The following is a 19,259-nucleotide window of genomic DNA, read 5'->3' as shown; positions in this document are numbered from 1 at the left end:
AGGACGCTCGGGCGGAAGGGGTCGGGGGCCGGTCCACCCGGATAGGCGACAGCCCCGCCGGAACCGTCCGGCGGGGCTGTCGTGCGTACCCGGTTGACGCGTGTGCGAGGGCGTCGGGGCCGGTGGCCCGGGCCGGCTCAGATGTGCGCCGCGCCCGCCCCGGCGGCGGCGTTCTCGCCGCGCTTGGTGAAGCAGGCGACGACCGCGGCGAGCACCGCGACGCAGCCGGCGACGGTGAAGGCCGTGCTCATGCCGTCGACGAAGGTGTCGTGCGCGACCTTGGTGATCGACTCGGCGATCGGGGCCGGGGTCCCCGGCTGGACGGGGGCGATGCCGACCTGGACCCCCTTCTCGGCGAGGTCCATCTGCTCCGGGGTGAGCACGGGCAGCTCCGCCCGCGCCCAGTTGTCCCCGAACGAGTTGCCGACGGTGCTGGCCATGACCGCGCCGAGGACCGCGGTGCCGAGGCTGCCGCCGACCTGCATGGCGGCCTGCTGGAGCCCGCCCGCCACGCCGGAGAGCTCCAGCGGTGCGTTGCCGACGATGACCTCGGTGGCGCCGACCATGACGGGCGCGAGGCCGACCCCGAGGAGGGCGAACCAGAGCGACATCTGCAGGGTGCCGGTACCGGGGGTGAGTGCGGACATCCCGAAGCAGGCGACGGCGGTCGCGACCATGCCCGTGACCAGCGGGATCCGCGGGCCGACGGCGGTGATGGCGGCGCCGGCCAGCGGCGATCCGATGATCATCATGCCGGTCAGCGGCAGCAGGTGCAGGCCGCTGTCGACGGGGCTCATGCCGTGCACGTTCTGCAGGTAGAAGGTGACGAAGAACAGGCCGCCCATGAAGGCGAAGGCCATCAGCACCATGAGCACGGTGCCCGCGGACAGCGGCAGCGAGCGGAACATCCCCAGCGGGATCAGCGGCTCGGCGACCTTCGACTCCCAGACCGCGAAGAGCACGAAGCAGACCACGGAGCCGATGAGGAAGAGCAGGGTCCGGGTATCGCCCCAGCCCCACTCCGAGGCCTTGATCAGTGCCCAGATCAGCGAGAACATCGCGACCGACAGCAGCAGGATGCCGACCGCGTCGAAGGACTTCGGGGCGTTCTCGGCGCGGTGGTCGACCAGGATGAACAGGCCGAAGGCCAGCGCGAGGACGCCGACGGGCACGTTGATGAAGAAGACGGACTGCCAGCTGACGTTCTCCACCAGCAGGCCGCCCACGATGGGCCCCGCGGCGGTCGAGGCGCCGATGACCATGCCCCAGATGCCGATCGCCATGTTGAGCTTCTCGGCGGGGAAGGTGGCGCGCAGCAGGCCCAGCGCGGCGGGCATCAGCAGCGCGCCGAACAGGCCCTGCGCCACGCGGAAACCGATGACGTACTGGACGCCGGACGAGAAGCCGATCGCCGCGGAGGCCGCGGCGAATCCGGCGATGCCTATGAGGAAGGTCTGGCGGTGGCCGAAGCGGTCACCGAGCTTGCCGGCGGTGATCAGCGAGACCGCGAGGGCCAGCAGATAGCCGTTGGTGATCCACTGGACGTCGGCGAGCGAGGCGCCGAGGTCCTTCTGGATGGCGGGGTTGGCGACGGCGACGATCGTGCCGTCCAGAGTGACCATCATGACGCCGATCGCCACGGCGAAGAGGGTCAGCCAGGGGTGGCCGCGCAAACCGGTGCGGGCCGGAGCCGGACCCGATTCCTTGGCGAGGGTGATCTGACTAGTCATGCGGACAGGCTAGTGACAGCGACTGACACTTCACAAACGGCTTAACGCGGCAGTGGCTGTCAGGTCGGTCACAGGTACCCTGACCGCTCACTCAGCGTCAGATTCAGCAGGCGGCGCCTGTGGAAAGGACACCCCTCGGTGATGACCGACGAGCGGCCGGCACCGGCAGCGGCGCCCGGGCTGCGCGAACGCAAGAAGCGGCGCACCCGGGACGCGCTGCTGCGCGCCGCCCTCCTCCACTTCATCGCGCAGGGGTACGAGCACACCACCGTCGACGAGATCACCGACGCCGTGGACGTCTCCCAGCGCACCTTCTTCCGGTACTTCGCCAACAAGGAGGAGGTCGCCTTCGCCGTCCAGGACCTGGTCGAGTCGCACTACGTCGCCGCGCTGCGCGCCCGGCCGCCCGCCGAGGGCCCCTTCGAGGCCCTGCGCGGTGCGGTGCTCGGCGCATGGGACACCCTCGACGAGGCCCTTTCCGACGTGGTTCCGGTCGACCTCTACATGCGGACGTACCAGCTCATCGAGTCGACCCCGGCGCTGCTCGCGGTGCACCTGCGCCGCTCCACCGAGCTGGAGGAGCGGATCGCCCGGCTGATCGCCGAGCGCGAGGGGCTCGACGTGGACGCGGACCCGCGGCCCCGGGTGGCGGTCGCCGCCTTCTCCGGGGTGATGAGGGTCACCGGGCGGCTGTGGGCGCAGGACGAGGACGCCAGCGTGGCCTCGATCCGGAGGATGACCGAGGCCTGCCTTGACCAGATCGGTCCGGCGCTCGCCGCCGACTGGCGCTGAACACCCGTACCGGGTCGCACGGTCGGCCGTGAACCCGGTCACCCTGGCCACCGTGGCCGGATCCGGTCTCCTACGCTGGTCCCAGTGAACCTGCCCGGCCTCGCCCACTCCACCGCCACCGGCGCCGATCCGCGCCCCGCCGCCCTGCGCACCCTGCTCGCGCTGGCGGTGGTCTTCATCATGCTGGCGACCACCGGCTGGACCGCGGTGCACCGCCCCGACGCGGGCACCACCCTGCGGACCGCGGCCCTGGCCTCCTGGGCCTCGGCCCGGATCGACGGCCGCCCGGTGCCGCCCGCGGACGCCCCCGTACGGACGGTGGCCCGCTTCTTCGCGGGCCTCGACGGATCCCAGCGGGCCCGGCTGGCCGAGGGGTACCCCCTGGTCGTCGGCAACCTCGACGGGGCGCCCGCCGCCCTGCGCTACCGGGCCAACCTGCGCGGTCTGGAGCTGGCCCGGCGCGCGGAGGAGGCCCGCAGCACGGACGTCAGCCTGACCCCGGCCGACCGCACCACGGCCGGCCGGCGCGCCCACCGCTTCGAGTCCCTGGCCGAGCCGGGCCGGCAGATCCTCGCCTTCGACCCGACCGGCAGCGGCCGCGTCGCCGAGGTCTTCGGCGACCTCGACCGGGCGAGCCGGATCTCGGTGATCGTCCCCGGCGTCGACACGGACGTGCTCACCTTCGAGCGCACCCAGCGCCGCCTCATCGCGCCCGCCGGCATGGCGCAGTCGCTGTACGAGGCCCAGCGCGCGCAGGCTCCCGGCAGCCGGACCGCGGTCATCGCCTGGGCCGGGTACACCGCGCCGACCGGGGTCGGCATGGACGCGGCCACCGGCCGGATGGCGGTGGACGGGGCCGTGCGGCTGGAGTCCCTGACGGCGGCGCTGCCCGGGGACGCGAGCGTGGCGCTGTTCTGCCACAGCTACGGGTCGGTGGTGTGCGGGGTCGCCGCGCACGCGCTGCCGGAGTCGGTGACCGACGTGGTCGTGGCCGGCAGTCCGGGGATGCGCGCGGGGTCGGTGGCCGACCTGCACACCTCGGCCCGGGTGTGGGCGACGCGGGATTCCGGGGACTGGATCGCGGACGTACCGCACCTGGAGGTCGGCGGGGTGGGCCACGGGGCGGACCCGGTGTCGCCGGAGTTCGGCTCGCGGGTGCTGTCCTCGGCCGGGGCGAAGCTCCACACCGGCTATTTCGAGCCAGGCACCGGATCCCTGGACAACTTCGCCAAAATCGGAACCGGTGCGTTCGGTTCTGTCACCTGCGTGACCGGCGACGATGCGTGCCGGCGTGGAATTTCCGGGACAGACGGGGACTGACACGTGTAGAGCCCTGGAAAACGGGCTTCGCACCGAGGGGGACGCACAGGGGTGCGTCCCTTTACCATGTGCCGCATGGGTGACGTACTGGCCGGAAATCATGCCGTCTGGGAGTTCGACTCGGACTCGGTGCTCATCCGCTTCTCACGGGGGATACGCACGCCGAGGACGCCGAGACTCCTGCACGCCCTCGGAGAGCGGCGCATCCCCTTCGAGGCGTTGGCGGGGGTGAGCGTGAGCGCGGCCGGATCCGGGGGGAGACGGGACGCGGTGGTCCTGCGCGCCGTGCCGCGGACGGGAGCGGATCCGCTTCTGGAGGCCGCCGCCGGGCAGCTGCGCGAGGTCTGCGACCCGTACCGGCTGGTGCTGCCGGCCGACCGGGCCGGGCAGGCCGCCGAGTTCGCGGACGCCGTACGGGCCCGGCTGGGCCCGGAGGCCGCCGAGCCGGCGGAGCGCTTCCTGGTGCGGGCGCCGGAGCCGCCGATCCGGCTGAAGGCGTACGACGCGCGGCTCGGCTTCGACGGCTCCGCCGTCACCTTCCACTGGTCACGTACGGGGGCCACGGGCACCAAGTGGAAAGCGGGCGACCAGCGTTACCCGCTGACCGCGCTGGCCGGGGTCGAGTGGAGCTCCCCGGAGCACCCGGGCGGCCACCTGCGGCTGCTGCTGCGCGACGAGGAGGCCGATCCGCGGCCCGACCACGACCTGGCGACCGCGGTGTTCGCCGTCGGGTACGGGCCGGTGCACGAGTCGCTGCCGTTCGCGGCGGCCGTCCTCGCCGCCCTGCGCGGCCGCACCCCGGTGGCCTCGGTCCCCGCGGCGCGCACGGACGAACGCCTGCACCACCTGGGCGAGTTGTACAGCGCCGGCCTGCTGACGGACGCCGAGTACGCGGCGCTGCGCGACCGCTTCACCGCCGAGGCCTGATCCGCCGAAGACCGCCGCCACCGCCGGGAGGCCCCCCGGCGGTGGCGGCGGTCGGCCGAAGCGGGATCAGCCCTCGCGGCCCGCGGAGGTCCAGGTCATGTCCGGGTAGCGGTCGCCCGCGACCTGGGCGGCGATCGGCTCCAGCAGCGCCAGCTCCGCCGGCGTCAGCGTGATCCGGGTGGCGGCGGTGTTCTCCGCGAGGCGGCCGGTCTTGCGGGTGCCCGGGATCGGGACCACGGTCAGCCCGTGCACCTGCGCCCGCTGCTGCACCCAGGCCAGCGCGATCTGCGCCGGGGTCGCCCCGTGCGCCTGCGCGATCTCCCGGACCGGCGCCAGCAGCGCCGCGTTGGCCTTGGCGTTGTCGCCGCTGAACCGGGGCTGGAAGCGGCGGAAGTCCGCCGCCGACAGGTCGGCCGACGCGTCCGCGAACGAGCCGGTCAGGAAGCCGCGCCCGAGCGGGGAGTACGGCACGAAGGCCACGCCCAGCTCCGCCGCCGCGCCCACCGCGGTGTTCTCCACGTCCCGGCTGAACAGCGACCACTCCGACTGGAGCGCCGCGATCGGGTGCACCTCGTACGCCTCCCGCAGTTCGGGGCCGGTGACCTCGCTGAGCCCCAGGTGGCGCACCTTGCCCTCCTGCACCAGCTCGGCCATCGTGCCCACCGACTCGGCGAACGGCACGGCCGGGTCGCGCCGGTGCATGTAGTAGAGGTCGATCACATCGGTCCCGAGCCGGCGCAGGCTGTCCTCCACGGCCCGGCGGATGTACGCGCGGTCGTTGCGGATGCCCCGGTGCTGCGGGTCGTCGGTGCGCTCGATGCCGAACTTGGTGGCGAGGGTGATCTCGTCCCGGTGCTCGGTGACGAACGGCGCGATGAACTCTTCGTTGGCTCCGCGCCCGTAGCTGTCCGCGGTGTCGAAGAGGGTGACCCCGGTGGCCAGGGCCGCTTCCAGGGTGTCGCGGGCGCGGGCCTCGTCGGTCTCCCCGTAGAACTCGCTCATGCCCATGCAGCCGAGGCCCTGGACACCCACCAGCGGGCCCCCCTTGCCGAGTTCGACCTGCTCGATGGTGGTGTTCTTCGTCATTGCTGTGTCGCCTTCCCCGCGGTCGTTCCCATGGCATACATGTCGATCTTGAAGTCCAGTACGGCGAGCGCGTCGTTCAGCTCCGCGATCCGCGCACGCACCTCGCGCCGCGTCTGCTCCAGCAGCTCGCGCCGCTGGTCGACGGTGTGCTCGCCCTCGCGCACGAGTTCGGCGTAGCGGACCATGTCGGCCACCGACATCCCGGTGGCGCGCAGCTTGCCCACGAAGGCCAGCCAGTGGAGGTCCTTGTCGCTGAACCGGCGCTGTCCCGAGTGGGAGCGGTCCACGTGCGGCATCAGGCCGATCCGCTCGTACCAGCGCAGCGTGTGCTGGGTCAGACCGGTCCGGGCCTCGACCTCGCTGATCGTGTACCGCGTCTGCGTCAGGCTCATGGCGACCACGCTAAAACCTTGGAGTGCACTCCAAGCAAGTAGGCTCGGCCGCATGGAGAGCGTGGAGACCCTGCAGAGCCTGCGGACCATCGAAAACTGGCCGGTACCGACCGCCGCGGCGGCCGTGGTGCGCGCCGACGGGAGCCTGGCCGGCTCCCACGGGCCCCTGGACCACCGCTTCGCGCTGGCCTCGGTGACCAAGCCCCTCGCCGCGTACGCCGCGCTCGTCGCGTACGAGGAGGGGGCGATCGAGCTGGACGAGCCGGCCGGGCCCGAGGGCTCGACGGTCCGTCACCTGCTCGCGCACACCAGCGGGCTGGCCTTCGACGAGCACCGCGCGATGGCCGCGCCCGGGACGCGCCGGCTGTACTCGAACGCCGGGTTCGAGGTGCTCGGCGACCACATCACCAAGGCCACGGGCATCCCGTTCGCGGAGTACGTGCACCAGGCGGTGTTCGAGCCGCTCGGCATGGGGTCGACCACACTGGACGGCTCGCCCGCCAAGGACGGGGTCTCCACCGTCCGCGACCTCGTCCGGTTCGCCGCCGAGCTCCAGGCGCCGCGGCTGCTGGACGTGCGTACGGTCGCGGAGGCCACCTCCGTGGTCCACCCGGGGCTCAAGGGAGTGCTCCCGGGGTACGGGATCCAGTCCCCCAACGACTGGGGGCTCGGCCTGGAGATCCGCGACGGGAAGTCCCCGCACTGGACAGGTGCCGCGTCCTCGCCGCGCACCTTCGGTCACTTCGGGCAGGCCGGCACCTTCCTGTGGGTGGACCCGGACGCCCGCGCCGCCTGCGTGGCGCTGGCCGACCGCGCCTTCGGCCCGTGGGCCGTGGAGGCCTGGCCGCCGTTCACCGACGCGGTCCTCGCCGAGCTCGCCGCCCGGTAAGCCCGCAGGCTTCTACGGCAGCTCCCAGATCAGCAATTCGCCCGGGGACCCGGCGACGATCTCCAGGCCCTGCTCCCCGGTGATCCGCGCCGCGTCCCCCGGGCCGAGCTCCTCCCCGTCCAGGCGCAGGTCCCCGCGGACCACGTGCAGGTAGATCCGCTCCGCCGCCGGTACGGCGACCCGCTCGCCCGCGCCGGGCCGGCGGACGTGCAGGACGGCCCCGGCCGCGGGGATCTCGTACGGGGCGCCTTCGGCGATCTGCCGGACCAGCGTGTACGCGGGCTCCCCGCCCCCGGCCAGCGGCGCGAGCCACGTCTGCACGAAGCGCAGCGGCACCGCGCCGTCGTTGCGCTCGACGTGCCGGGCGCCGGATCCGGCGGCCAGGTGCTGCACGTCACCGGGCCGGACCACGGCGCTCTCGCCGGTGCTGCCCTTGTGCGTGAGCTCGCCCTCGACGACCCAGGTGACGACCTCGGTGTCGCTGTGCGGGTGCTCGTCGAAGCCCGCTCCCGGGGCGAGCCGCTCCTCGTTGCAGGCCAGGACCGGGCCGAAGCGCAGGTTGTCCGGGTCGTAGTGCCGGCCGAAGGAGAAGGCGTGCGCGGTGGTGATCCCGGCGTCCGGATCCCCGCCTTCGTACCGGTCGGCCCCGCGGCGTACGTCAATCATGGAAGTCACCGTAGCCCCCCGGTGGAGGGCCGCCACGGGACCGGACTCCGCGCCGCCGCCCCGATAAGGCAGTCTTGTCCCGTGCCCCAACCCGAACGTGAGCATTCCCCCGCGCATCCCGCTCCCGCCCATCCGCACGCCGCGACGCTGCGCCGACTGGAGAAGTCCTCCGGCCGGCTCGCCGCGAACGCGATCGCGCGCATGGACGAGACCCTGCCGTGGTACCGGGCGATGCCCCCGGAGAACCGGTCCTGGATCGGCCTGGTCGCGCAGGCCGGTATCGCCGCGTTCACGGAGTGGTTCCGGCACCCGGAGACTCCGCAGGCGATCTCGACGGACGTCTTCGGGACGGCTCCGCGCGAGCTGACCCGGGCGATCACCCTGCGCCAGACCGTGGAGATGGTCCGGACCACGATCGAGGTCATGGAGACCGCGATCGAGGAGGTCGCGGCCCCGGGCGACGAGTCCATCCTGCGCGAGGCGCTGCTGGTGTACGCCCGGGAGATCGCGTTCGCGACGGCCCAGGTGTACGCGCAGGCCGCGGAGGCGCGCGGGGCGTGGGACGCCCGGCTGGAGTCCCTCGTCGTGAACGCGGTGCTGTCCGGCGAGGCCGACGAGGGCGCGCTGTCACGGGCCGCCGCACTTGGCTGGAATTCGCCGGAGCACGTGTGCGTGGTGCTCGGCACCGCGCCCGAGGGCGACAGCGAGCTGACGGTCGAGGCGATCCGGCGCGCCGCCCGCCACCACAAGCTCCAGGTCCTGACGGGCGTGCTCGGGGACCGCCTGGTGGTGATCGCGGGTGGCAGCGACAACCCGATCCAGGTGGCGAAGTCGCTGATCGGGCCGTTCGCGGCGGGCCCGGTGGTGGCCGGCCCGGTGGTGGCGGATCTGCTGAACGCGACCAAGTCCGCGCAGGCCGCGGCGGCCGGGCTGAAGGCCTGTACGGCCTGGCAGGACGCCCCCCGCCCGGTGCTGGCGGACGATCTCCTGCCCGAGCGCGCGATCGCCTCGGATCCCTCCGCCCGGGAACAGTTGGTGGAGGAGATCTACAGACCGCTGGAAGAGGCGGGCTCGGCGTTGCTGGAGACGCTGAGCGTGTACCTGGAGCAGGCGAGCAGCCTTGAGGGGGCGGCGCGCATGCTGTTCGTACACCCGAACACGGTGCGCTACCGGCTGCGACGTGTGACCGACGTCACCGGCTGGTCACCGTCCGATGTCCGATCCGCGTTCACGTTGCGGATCGCCTTGATCCTCGGGCGTCTGGCCGACGGCGATCAGCAGTCCTAGACTTTTGTCGGACATCAACAATTACCCCGACGGTTCTTCGTCCCTGTCCCCACGGGCGGGGGGGACCGTCCACAAGAGAGAGTGTGAGGGTGCTCGTACTCGTCGCTCCCGGCCAAGGCGCACAGACGCCCGGCTTCCTGACTCCCTGGCTCGACCTCCCCGGCGCCGCTGACCGCGTCGCCGCCTGGTCGGACGCCATCGGGCTCGACCTTGCCCACTACGGCACGAAGGCGGACGCGGACGAGATCCGCGACACGGCGGTGGCGCAGCCGCTGCTGGTGGCCGCCGGTCTCCTGTCCGCCTCCGCCCTGGGCTCCGCCACCGCCTTCGGCGCCGTCGCGGGCCACAGCGTCGGCGAGATCACCGCCGCCGCGTACGCCGGTGTGCTGTCCGACGCGGACGCGCTGTCGTTCGTACGGACCCGCGGTCTGGCGATGGCCGAGGCCGCCGCCGTCACCGAGACGGGCATGGCCGCGGTGCTCGGGGGCGACCAGGCGGTGGTCGTCGCGCACCTGGAGAAGCTGGGTCTGACCCCGGCGAACATCAACGGCGCGGGCCAGATCGTCGCCGCAGGAACGATGGAGCAGATCGAGGCCCTGGTGGCCGAGAAGCCCGAGGGCTCCATGAAGGTCGTCGCCCTCAAGGTCGCGGGCGCCTTCCACACGCACCACATGGCTCCCGCCGTCGCCACGCTGGAGAAGGCCGCGCAGGCCCTCGCCCCGGCGGACCCGGAGCTGAAGTACGTCTCGAACAAGGACGGCCACGTCGTCACCACGGGCGCCGACGTCGTCGCCCGCCTGGTCGGCCAGGTCGCGAACCCGGTCCGCTGGGACCTGTGCATGGAGACGTTCGGCGAGCTGGGTGTCACCGGGATCATCGAGCTCAGCCCGGGTGGCACTCTGACGGGTCTGGCCAAGCGCGCGCTCAAGGGCGTGCCGACCGTGGCCCTGAAGACCCCGGACGATCTCGAAAAGGCCGCCGCGCTCGTCGCCGAGCACGCGGCCTGAGAGAAGGAGTCCACACAGCATGTCGAAGATCAAGCCTGCCAAGGGCTCCCCGTACGCCCGCATCCTCGGCGTCGGCGGCTACCGACCGACCCGCGTGGTCTCCAACGAGGTCATCCTGGAGACGATCGACTCGTCGGACGAGTGGATCCGTTCCCGCTCGGGCATCGCGACCCGGCACTGGGCCTCGCCCCAGGAGACCGTCGCCGCGATGTCGGTGGAGGCCTCCGGCAAGGCCCTGGCCGACGCCGGCATCTCGCCCGAGCAGATCGGCGCCGTGATCGTCTCGACGGTCTCGCACTTCAAGCAGACCCCGGCCGTCGCGACGGAGATCGCGCACCGGATCGGCGCGGTCAAGCCGGCCGCGTTCGACATCTCCGCGGGCTGCGCCGGCTTCGGCTACGGCCTGACGCTGGCCAAGGGCCTCGTCGTCGAGGGCTCGGCGCAGTACGTCCTCGTCATCGGCGTGGAGCGGCTGTCGGACCTGACGGACCTGGAGGACCGCGCGACGGCCTTCCTGTTCGGCGACGGCGCCGGCGCCGTGGTCGTCGGCCCCTCGGACGAGCCCGCCATAGGCCCCACGGTGTGGGGTTCGGAGGGCGACAAGTCCGAGACCATCAAGCAGACCGTGCCGTGGGACGAGTACCGCAGCACGGACAGCGACCAGAAGTTTCCGGCCATCACGCAGGAGGGTCAGGCGGTCTTCCGCTGGGCCGTCTTCGAGATGGCCAAGGTGGCCCAGCAGGCGCTCGACGCGGCCGGGATCACCGCGGAGGACCTGGACGTCTTCATCCCGCACCAGGCAAACATGCGGATCATCGACTCGATGGTGAAGACTCTGAAGCTGCCGGAGCACGTCACGGTCGCCCGTGACGTGGAGACCACCGGCAACACGTCGGCCGCCTCGATCCCGCTCGCTATGGAGCGGCTCCTGGCGACCGGAGCTGCGAAGAGTGGCGATACCGCGCTCGTCATCGGCTTCGGGGCGGGGCTCGTCTACGCCGCGACGGTCGTTACCCTCCCCTAGGGCCCGGGATCCACATCCCGCCCCGTTTCACCCAGTTAGCTAGAGAAGGAGCGCCACATGGCCGCCACGCAGGAAGAGATCGTCGAGGGTCTCGCGGAGATCGTCAACGAGATCGCCGGTATCCCCACCGAGGACGTCGCGATCGAGAAGTCCTTCACGGACGACCTCGACGTCGACTCGCTCTCCATGGTCGAGGTCGTCGTCGCCGCCGAAGAGCGCTTCGACGTCAAGATCCCGGACGAGGACGTCAAGAACCTCAAGACGGTCGGCGACGCCGCGGACTACATCCTGAAGCACCAGGCCTGAGCCTGACGAGCGTTTGTCGCCACCCGGCGGTGGCGCCGTGACAATTCAGCACCCTCTGAGACGTGGAGAAAGAATTCCTGTGAGCCCGACCAATCGCACCGTGGTCGTCACCGGTATCGGCGCAACCACTCCGCTGGGTGGCGACAGCGCTTCGACCTGGGAAGGTCTGCTCGCCGGTCGTTCCGGCGTCAAGCCCCTCGAGGGCGAGCGCTTCGCCGAACTCCCGGTTCGTATCGCCGCCCCGGCCGCCGTGGACCCGAGTGAGGTCCTGCCGCGCCCGCTGGCCCGCAAGCTGGACCGCTCGGCCCAGTTCGCCGTCATCGCCGCCCGTGAGGCGTGGGCCGACGCCGGCTACACCGCCCCGGCGGGCGAGGACGCGGCCGTCATGCCCGAACGCCTGGGCACCGTGATCGCCTCCGGCATCGGCGGCGTCACCACCCTGCTCGACCAGTACGACGTACTGAAGGAAAAGGGTGTGCGCCGGGTCTCCCCGCACACCGTTCCCATGCTCATGCCGAACGGCCCGTCGGCCAACGTCGGCCTGGAGGTCAACGCCCAGGCCGGCGTGCACACTCCGGTCAGCGCGTGCGCCTCGGGCGCCGAGGCCATCGGCTACGCCGTCGAGATGATCCGTACCGGCCGCGCCGACGTGGTCGTCGCGGGCGGCACCGAGGCGGCGATCCACCCGCTGCCGATCGCCGCTTTCGCCAACATGATGGCGATGTCCAAGAACAACGAGAACCCGCAGCAGGCCTCCCGCCCGTACGACAAGGCCCGCGACGGCTTCGTCCTCGGCGAGGGCGCGGGCGTCGTCATCCTGGAGTCTGCCGAGCACGCCGCCGCGCGCGGCGCCCGGGTCTACTGCGAGGTGCTGGGCCAGGGCCTGTCCGCGGACAGCCACCACATCGCGCAGCCGGAGCCGACCGGCCGCGGTGTCGCGGCCGCGGTGCAGAACCTGCTGGACAACACGGGTCTCGACCCGGCCGAGCTGGTCCACCTGAACGCGCACGCCACGTCGACCCCGCAGGGTGACACGGCCGAGCTGAAGGCCCTGCGCAAGGTCCTGGGCGACGACCTCGACCACATCGCGATCTCCGCGACGAAGTCGATGACCGGCCACCTGCTGGGCGGCGCCGGCGGCATCGAGACCGTCGCGACCGTGCTCGCGCTGTACCACCGGATCGCCCCGGCGACCATCAACGTGGACGAGCTCGACGAGGACATCGACGCGGACATCGTCGTCGGCGAGCCGCGCAAGCTGCCGGCCGAGGGCCCGATCTCCGCGATCAACAACTCGTTCGGCTTCGGCGGACACAACGTGACGCTGGCCTTCAGGACCGTCTAGTCCGCGAGGCGGTACGTACGGAAGGGCCCGCCCGGCACTCGCCGGGCGGGCCCTTTCCGCATGCCCCGGGATCCGCTGATCCTGGATCAGACCACCTGGTGGAGCCAGCGGACCGGGGCGCCCTCGCCCGCGTAGCGGAAGGGCTCCAGCTCGTCGTCCCAGGGCTTGCCGAGCAGCTTGGCGATCTCCGCCTCCAGGTCGGTCTCACCGCGCGCGGACCGGGCGAGGGCGGCGCGCAGCCGGTCCTCGGGGATCAGGATGTCGCCGTGCATGCCGGTGACGGCGTGGAAGATGCCGAGCTCCGGGGTGGAGCTGTAACGCTCGCCCTCGGCGGTGGGGCAGGGTTCCGCGGTCACCTCGAAGCGCAGCAGGTGCCAGCCGCGCAGGGCGGAGGCGAGCTTCGAGGCGGTGCCCGCTTCGGCCTGCCACGAGAACTCGGCTCTCCAGGTGCCGGGGGAAGCGGGCTGCCTGATCCAGTCGAGGTTCACCCGCACCCCGAGCACGCCCGCGACAGCCCATTCCACGTGCGGGCAGAGCGCGCGCGGGGCGGAATGCACGTACAGAACTCCACGTGTCGTCACCGGGACCTCCAGTGTGGGACGAGGTCGGGAATAAACTCCAGAAAACGGACAGTATGTGACGTGATGTAATGTAACGGAAATTATTTGACATTGCGCTACGAGACCTGCGGCCGAAACGCCACGGGAAAAAGCTACCGTGCGCCGGGGGTCATGGTGTGACGTACGGTCGGTCCCAGGCCGCCAAACGCAGAGCATTCACTCAGCAGGACGCCCCCGGAGGACGCGGGGCGACGAGGAGGAAAACCACCCGATGCGCACCACCGCCACGCGACGCCGAGCGCGCACGACCCGGCGCCTGAGCCTCGCGGGCGCGGGCACGGCGGCGGCCCTCCTGGCCGGGTTGCTGACCGGATGCCAGTCGGGCGGGTCGGACACGGAGGGTGAGCGGGGAGCGCAGGCCGGGCCGCGCTGGAACACCGCGCCCGCGTCGATCGCCGCCGTCGGCGACTCCATCACGCGGGGTTTCGACGCCTGTTCGGTGCTGGCGGACTGCCCCGAGGTCTCCTGGGCCACCGGGAACGACCCGGCCGTCCACTCGCTCGCCGCCCGGCTGCTCGGGGAGGCCCAGGTGCCGGCGCGCAGCTGGAACTACGCGGTGACGGGCTCGCGGATGGCGGACCTGGCGGGGCAGCTGGCCTCGGCCGCGGAACACAGGCCCGATCTGGTCACGGTGATGGTGGGCTCGAACGACGCCTGCCGGCCGACGGCTTCGTCGATGACGCCGGTGGCGGAGTTCCGGGCCGGGTTCGAGAAGGCCCTCACCAGTCTGCGGGCGGCCTCCCCCACCTCCCAGGTGTACGTCTCCAGCGTGCCGGACCTGCAGCGGCTGTGGGAACAGGGCAAGGACGCGCCGATGGTGCGGCAGATCTGGAGGCTGGGGATCTGTCAGTCGATGCTGGCGGACCCGCTGTCGGCGGCCGCCGGGGCGACGGCCCGGCGCGAGCAGGTGCGGGCGCGGGTGGTCGAGTACAACGAGGTGCTCCGCGAGGTCTGCGCGAAGGACCGGCTGTGCCGCTACGACGGCGGCGCGGTGTTCCAGTACCCGTTCGCCGCGGACCAGTTGAGCCACTGGGACTGGTTCCACCCGGGCAAGGACGGGCAGGCCCGGCTCGCGGAGCTGGCGCACCGCCAGGTGACGGCGGCCGAGCCGCCGCGCTGACGTGGGACAGGGGGACCGGGGGCGGGTGTCAGGGCCCGCCCCCGGTCCGGTTCATGGGTGATTTCCGGCCACCTCAGGAGTCCTGGAGCTCCAGGGTCGCCGTGAGCCGCGTGTCGCCGTGGGCGTGGCTCGCGCGGACCTCGTACGTACCGCCGATCCGCTGCCAGCGGCCGGCCGCCTCGTCCCAGATCTCGAAGGCCCGGGCGGGCAGGGCGATCTCGGCCTCGACGCTCTCGCCGGGACCCGCCTCGACGCCCGCGAAGGCGGCCAGCCAGCTCGCCGGGCGCTCCGCGGCACCGGACGCCGCGCCGGCGGGGGCGAGGTAGACCTGGACGACCTCGCGGCCGGCCCGGCTGCCGGTGTTGGTGACGCGGACCCGGGCCGTGGTGCCGGTGACCTCAAGGGACTCGTACGCCCAGTCGGTGTAGCCGAGGCCGTGCCCGAACGGGAAGGCGGGGGCGACGCCCCGGCGCTCGTACGCCCGGTACCCGATGAAGAGGCCCTCGCCGTACTCCAGGCGCCCCTCGGTCGGGGTCACCTCGGTGACCGGCGCGTCGGCGAACCGCGCGGGCCAGGTGGTGGGCAGCCGCCCGCCCGGCTCCCGGAGCCCGAGGAGTACGTCGGCCAGCGCGGCCCCGCCCTCCTGCCCGGGGAACCAGGTCAGCAGTACGGCGGCCACCTCGTCCCGCCACGGCAGCTCGACCGGCGAGCCGGCGTTGACGACGACCACGGTGTTCGGGTTGGCGGCGGCGACGGCGCGCACGAGGTCGTCCTGGCGGCCCGGCAGGCGCAGGTCGCTCCGGTCGAAGCCCTCGGACTCCACGCGTTCGGTGGTGGCGACGACCACGATGGCGGTGTCGGCGGCGCGGGCGGCGGCCACGGCCTCGGCGATCAGCCCGTCGGCGTCGCGCTGCGGGCCGAGGTGGAGCAGCGAGAACATGATCGCCTTGAGCGGCAGGGTGCTCGTGTCGGGGACCTGGAAGGTCAGCGAGACCTCGACGGCCTCGCCCGCCGCCAGCTCGACGCGGCCGCGTTCGCTGGGGGCGCCGAAGAAGGCCTCGAACGGGTCGGCCTCGTTGCCCATCGCCTGGACACCGTCCCAGAGGGTCTCGCCGCCGACCGCGAGGGTGAACGCGCCGAGTCCGCGGGTGCCGAAGGCGTGCTCTCCGCTCTCGCGCGGCACGAAGGTGCCGGTGACCTCGATGCTCGCCATGGTCTCGTACGAGGCGCCCGCGGGCAGGTCGTCGCCGATCCACTGGACCTGGCCGGTGGGCAGGCTGCCCTCGCCCAGGACGGCGCCGGAGGCGTCGCGGCAGACCGCGCGGAGCTCGAAGCCCTTGTCGGCGGGGGTGAGCTCCTCGGAGGGGTCGGCTCCGACGGCGAAGGTCAGGGCGCCGTCCGGGAGGGCTCCGGTCAGCCCGTCCAGCGGGGAGACGATCCGCTCGGGGAAGACGGTGGCCGAGCCGCCGCCGAGGACGCGGGCGTCGCGGGCGGCGGCGCCGAGCAGGGCGACGGTGCGGCCGGGGGCGGCGTCCAGCGGGAGGGCCCCGTTCTCGTTGCGGACGAGGACGAAGCCGCGGGCGGCGAGCTCGCGGGCGAGCGCCTGGCCGTCGATCGGGGCCGGCGCGGCCTCGACGACGGCGGGGGCGCCCTCCAGGATGCCGACGCGGGCGGCGAGGCGCAGGACGTTGCGCACGGCCTCGTCCACGGCGGACTCGGGCACCTCGCCGGCCCGTACGGCTCCGGCGAGGGCGGGTCCGTAGACGGTCTGCGGTCCGGGCATGGCCACGTCGAGGCCGCCGAGGATGTCGCCGGTGGTGGAGCGGGCGGCCATCCAGTCGGAGACGTTGTACCCGTCGAAGCCCCACTGGCCGCGCAGGACGTCGTTGACGAGGTACCGGTTCTCGGTCATCGTCGTGCCGTTGACCTGGTTGTACGCGGTCATGATGCCCCAGGGGTGGGCGTTCGCGACGATGGCCTCGAAGGGCGCCAGGTACAGCTCGCGCAGCGGGCGCGGGGCGATCACGCTGTCGACGGTGAACCGCTCGGTCTCGGCGTCGTTGCCGACGAAGTGCTTGACGGTGGTGCCGACGCCGCCGTCCTGGACGCCCTGCACGTAACCGGTGCCGATGGCGCCGGTGAGGTACGGGTCCTCGGAGTAGCACTCGAAGTGCCGGCCGCCGAGCGGGGAGCGGTGCAGGTTGACGGTGGGGGCGAGGAGGACGTGGACGCCCTTGCGGCGGGCCTCCTGGGCGAGGAGCCGGCCGGCGCGGCGGGCGAGCGCGGGGTCCCAGGCGGCGGCGAGCGCCGTCGGGGAGGGCAGCGCGATGGACGGGTCGTCGGCGGTCCAGCGCACGCCGCGGACCCCGATGGGGCCGTCGGACATGACCAGGGACTCCAGACCGATCTCGGGAACGGCGGGCAGGGACCACATGTCCTGGCCGGCCAGGAGGCGGGCCTTGGTGTCGAGGTCCAGCTTGCCGAGCGCCGCCTCTACGGCGTCGTGGCGGACCTGATCGGCATCGGTCACGGCCGTGCCTCCTCGTTGAGTGCGTGCGTACGTGCGGGAGCCGGCGGCAGGGGTTGTGGTGCGGGGGTGGTGCGGTGCCGCGGGGTGTCCCCCATCGTGGACCCCATACCGGTAGAGCGGTAGGGTTTGTAATCTGTTCGTGATATTCCGATAGCGTACGTACGGTCCCGCCGTCGCGGCGGGCACGGCGTGAGCGGAAGAGGTGCCGGGGCGATGGCCAGGGCGAGGAGTGAGGAGCGGCGCGGCGACATCGTCCGCGCGGCGGTCGAGGTGATCGCGGAGCGCGGCTACCGCGGCGCGTCGCTGGGTGCGGTGGCCGAGCGCGTCGGCCTGACCCAGCAGGGGCTGCTGCACTACTTCCCGACCAAGGAGGCCCTGCTGGTCGCCGTGTTGGAGGAGCGCGACCGCTGGGACACCGGCGGCGGCTCGCGCGCCTCGGCCGGCACCTGGCGCCTGGACCTGCTGGCCTCGCTGGTGGAGTACAACGCCATGCGCCCCGGCATCGTGCAGACCTTCTCGGCGCTGCTGGGCGAGAGCGTCACCGACGGGCATCCGGCCCGGGAGTTCTTCACCGAGCGCTACGCGCAGGTGCGTTCCGAGATGGCGGCGGTACTGCGCGCCGAGTTCGGCGAGCGGCTGCCCTCGGGCCTCACCCCGGAACAGGTGGCCCCGCTGCTGACGGCGGTCATGGACGGGCTCCAGTACCAGTGGCTGCTCGCCCCGGAGTCGGTGGACATGCCGGCCGCATTCCGTTCCTTCCTGACCCTGCTCCGCGGGCCCGAAGCGGCGTAGCGGGGTGACGGGGTGACGGAGTGGCGGCCGCTGACCTACGGGCGGCCCAGCGGCGGGTCGTGGACGGAGCAGGGCGGGCGCCGGGCCGGGGCGGGGACCCGGTAGTAGACCCGGTCGCGCAACCGTCCCGTCCAGGGCTCCCGCTCCGAGCGCCGCTTGACGCGGCCCTCCGGGCGGGCGTCGTCGGCGAAGCCGGTCAGGACGAGCGCGCCGCTGAACACCACGCACACGCCGACGACTTGAGGGCCGACGGCGTCCGCCGCCTGCCCGATCAGGTCGCGGAGGCCTTCGGCGTCGACCCACTGGATGCGGGCCGCCAGGGCCTGCGCCGCCGCCAGACCGTGGACCGCGGCCACCAGGGACACGAGGGCGACGGCGACCACGGCCCAGGCCGGTCCGGTGGCCGCGAGCAGCCACAGCACGCCCGCGTTCAGGAGGGTCATGAGCAGCACGGCCACCCGCAGTCCGGCGCCGCTCGTGCGGACCAGGCGGTACGACACGACCAGGAAGGCGACGGCGAGGACCGGCGGGATCCAGTCGGGCGTCAGCGGATCCTCCGTCAACTCCGGCGAACGCACGGACCGGTACGGCATCGTCCGGCCGCTCCTGCGCGTCGACCCCCGTACCGGCCCCGATCGTGCGGGGCCGGGCTGGCATGCTGGGATCCGTGAAGATCGCAGCAGCGCAGCTCACCTGCGTCCCCGCCGACATAGCCGCCAACACGGAGCGCAGCGTCGCCCTCGCCACCGAGGCGCGGGCGCGGGGCACCGAGCTCGTCGTGTTCCCCGAACTCGTCCTCACCGGCTACGAGTTGGAGTCCCTGGCCGACGACCCGGGGCTGTGGCTGGCGGGCGCCGAAGACCCCCGCCTGGATCCGCTGCGCTCCGCCGGCGTGGCCGTCGCGGTCAACGCCGCACTGCGCACCGACGGTCCGCTGCCCGCCCTCGCGACCCTGGTCTACGGGGCGGACGGCGAGCACCTGACCACGTACGCCAAGCAGCACCTGTACGGGCACGAGCAGGGCGTGTTCGCGCCCGGCGAGAGCCAGGGCCGCTTCTCGCTCGGCGGGATCCGCTTCTCCCTCGGCGTCTGCTACGACAACCACTTCCCGCAGCTCACCGACCGCGCGGCGGCCGACGGCTGCCGGGTCCACCTGGCGAGCTCGCTGTACGGGACCGGCGACGGCATCCGGGAGCGGGCCACCGTGTACCCCGGGATCGCCGAGCGGCACGGGCTGTACGTCGTCCTCGCCAACCACGTCGGCCCGGCGGGCTCGTGGACCGGCTGCGGGCGCGCCGCGCTCTGGGCACCGGGCGGCGCGCTGCTGGCCGAGGCGGACGACCGTACGGCCTCGGTGGTGACGGCGGAGGTGGGCGCCTGACGGCATCCCCGGGCCCACGGCGTGGCCGTGCGACCGGCGTGGCCG

19 protein-coding genes are annotated in these 19,259 nt (G+C 72.8%); 12 read left to right on the top strand and 7 right to left on the bottom strand.

Annotation, left to right across the window (positions count from 1 at the left end):
• Positions 1–137 precede the first annotated feature (137 nt).
• On the bottom strand, positions 138–1,730 hold the full coding sequence (locus K7B10_RS27260; RefSeq protein WP_229339985.1) for a DHA2 family efflux MFS transporter permease subunit: 1,593 nt from the start codon (positions 1,728–1,730) through the stop codon (positions 138–140).
• 141 nt (positions 1,731–1,871) lie between these two features.
• On the opposite strand from K7B10_RS27260, the gene K7B10_RS27255 reads away from it, so the two are divergent.
• The 3 genes from K7B10_RS27255 (at position 1,872) to K7B10_RS27245 (ending at position 4,769) form a co-directional block, all read left to right on the top strand.
• Positions 1,872–2,522 (top strand): TetR/AcrR family transcriptional regulator, encoded by a 651-nt coding sequence (locus K7B10_RS27255; RefSeq protein ID WP_229339983.1) that lies wholly within the window; start codon positions 1,872–1,874, stop codon positions 2,520–2,522.
• Positions 2,523–2,690: 168 nt separating this feature from the next.
• Positions 2,691–3,842, top strand: a complete 1,152-nt coding sequence (locus K7B10_RS27250) for an alpha/beta hydrolase (RefSeq protein ID WP_372481566.1) — start codon at positions 2,691–2,693, stop codon at positions 3,840–3,842.
• Between the two features lie 66 nt (positions 3,843–3,908).
• On the top strand, positions 3,909–4,769 hold the full coding sequence (locus K7B10_RS27245; RefSeq protein ID WP_229339980.1) for a DUF4429 domain-containing protein: 861 nt from the start codon (positions 3,909–3,911) through the stop codon (positions 4,767–4,769).
• Positions 4,770–4,835: 66 nt separating this feature from the next.
• Here K7B10_RS27245 and K7B10_RS27240 read toward each other — a convergent pair whose 3' ends face one another.
• Both K7B10_RS27240 and K7B10_RS27235 read right to left on the bottom strand, forming a co-directional pair.
• Positions 4,836–5,855 carry an aldo/keto reductase gene (locus tag K7B10_RS27240; RefSeq protein WP_229339978.1) on the bottom strand — a complete coding sequence of 340 codons (1,020 nt, stop codon included), beginning with the start codon at positions 5,853–5,855 and terminating at the stop codon, positions 4,836–4,838.
• Complete coding sequence (locus tag K7B10_RS27235) at positions 5,852–6,247, bottom strand: MerR family transcriptional regulator (RefSeq protein WP_229339976.1); 396 nt, start codon at positions 6,245–6,247, stop codon at positions 5,852–5,854. The genes K7B10_RS27240 and K7B10_RS27235 overlap by 4 nt, the downstream gene beginning before the upstream one ends.
• Before the next feature lie 70 nt (positions 6,248–6,317).
• Between K7B10_RS27235 and K7B10_RS27230 the strand changes: the two genes are divergently transcribed.
• Positions 6,318–7,136, top strand: a complete 819-nt coding sequence (locus K7B10_RS27230; RefSeq protein ID WP_229345441.1) for a serine hydrolase domain-containing protein — start codon at positions 6,318–6,320, stop codon at positions 7,134–7,136.
• 12 nt (positions 7,137–7,148) lie between these two features.
• Here K7B10_RS27230 and K7B10_RS27225 read toward each other — a convergent pair whose 3' ends face one another.
• Positions 7,149–7,802 (bottom strand): pirin family protein, encoded by a 654-nt coding sequence (locus K7B10_RS27225; RefSeq protein WP_229339973.1) that lies wholly within the window; start codon positions 7,800–7,802, stop codon positions 7,149–7,151.
• 81 nt (positions 7,803–7,883) lie between these two features.
• Here K7B10_RS27225 and K7B10_RS27220 point away from each other — a divergent pair, with 81 nt between their 5' ends.
• The 5 genes from K7B10_RS27220 to K7B10_RS27200 all read left to right on the top strand — a co-directional run bounded on the left by K7B10_RS27220 (position 7,884) and on the right by K7B10_RS27200 (position 12,771).
• A complete protein-coding gene (locus K7B10_RS27220; RefSeq protein WP_229339971.1) occupies positions 7,884–9,089 on the top strand; it encodes a PucR family transcriptional regulator in 1,206 nt (401 codons plus the stop codon).
• Positions 9,090–9,178: 89 nt separating this feature from the next.
• A complete protein-coding gene (locus K7B10_RS27215) occupies positions 9,179–10,096 on the top strand; it encodes an ACP S-malonyltransferase (protein WP_229339969.1) in 918 nt (305 codons plus the stop codon).
• 19 nt (positions 10,097–10,115) lie between these two features.
• Positions 10,116–11,120 (top strand): ketoacyl-ACP synthase III, encoded by a 1,005-nt coding sequence (locus K7B10_RS27210; RefSeq protein ID WP_229339967.1) that lies wholly within the window; start codon positions 10,116–10,118, stop codon positions 11,118–11,120.
• A gap of 57 nt (positions 11,121–11,177) precedes the next feature.
• Positions 11,178–11,426 carry an acyl carrier protein gene (locus K7B10_RS27205; RefSeq protein ID WP_030009997.1) on the top strand — a complete coding sequence of 83 codons (249 nt, stop codon included), beginning with the start codon at positions 11,178–11,180 and terminating at the stop codon, positions 11,424–11,426.
• A gap of 79 nt (positions 11,427–11,505) precedes the next feature.
• Entirely contained in the window at positions 11,506–12,771 is a 1,266-nt protein-coding gene (locus K7B10_RS27200; protein WP_229339965.1) for a beta-ketoacyl-[acyl-carrier-protein] synthase family protein, read from the top strand.
• An 86-nt stretch (positions 12,772–12,857) separates the two neighbouring features.
• Here the strand turns inward: K7B10_RS27200 and K7B10_RS27195 are convergent, their stop codons facing one another.
• Positions 12,858–13,352 carry a DUF3145 domain-containing protein gene (locus tag K7B10_RS27195; RefSeq protein WP_030160508.1) on the bottom strand — a complete coding sequence of 165 codons (495 nt, stop codon included), beginning with the start codon at positions 13,350–13,352 and terminating at the stop codon, positions 12,858–12,860.
• Between the two features lie 250 nt (positions 13,353–13,602).
• On the opposite strand from K7B10_RS27195, the gene K7B10_RS27190 reads away from it, so the two are divergent.
• Positions 13,603–14,511 carry an SGNH/GDSL hydrolase family protein gene (locus K7B10_RS27190; RefSeq protein ID WP_229339962.1) on the top strand — a complete coding sequence of 303 codons (909 nt, stop codon included), beginning with the start codon at positions 13,603–13,605 and terminating at the stop codon, positions 14,509–14,511.
• A gap of 73 nt (positions 14,512–14,584) precedes the next feature.
• Here the strand turns inward: K7B10_RS27190 and K7B10_RS27185 are convergent, their stop codons facing one another.
• Complete coding sequence (locus K7B10_RS27185; protein ID WP_229339960.1) at positions 14,585–17,041, bottom strand: glycoside hydrolase family 3 protein; 2,457 nt, start codon at positions 17,039–17,041, stop codon at positions 14,585–14,587.
• Positions 17,042–17,254: 213 nt separating this feature from the next.
• Here K7B10_RS27185 and K7B10_RS27180 point away from each other — a divergent pair, with 213 nt between their 5' ends.
• Positions 17,255–17,833, top strand: a complete 579-nt coding sequence (locus K7B10_RS27180) for a TetR/AcrR family transcriptional regulator (protein WP_229339958.1) — start codon at positions 17,255–17,257, stop codon at positions 17,831–17,833.
• Between the two features lie 35 nt (positions 17,834–17,868).
• Here the strand turns inward: K7B10_RS27180 and K7B10_RS27175 are convergent, their stop codons facing one another.
• Complete coding sequence (locus tag K7B10_RS27175) at positions 17,869–18,426, bottom strand: hypothetical protein (RefSeq protein WP_229339956.1); 558 nt, start codon at positions 18,424–18,426, stop codon at positions 17,869–17,871.
• A 74-nt stretch (positions 18,427–18,500) separates the two neighbouring features.
• Between K7B10_RS27175 and K7B10_RS27170 the strand changes: the two genes are divergently transcribed.
• A complete protein-coding gene (locus tag K7B10_RS27170) occupies positions 18,501–19,214 on the top strand; it encodes a carbon-nitrogen hydrolase family protein (protein ID WP_229339954.1) in 714 nt (237 codons plus the stop codon).
• Positions 19,215–19,259: the final 45 nt, after the last annotated feature.

The organism is Streptomyces flavotricini (assembly GCF_020639365.1).
GTDB lineage: Bacteria > Actinomycetota > Actinomycetes > Streptomycetales > Streptomycetaceae > Streptomyces > Streptomyces flavotricini.
This window is presented reverse-complemented; position numbering and strand designations above follow the sequence as displayed.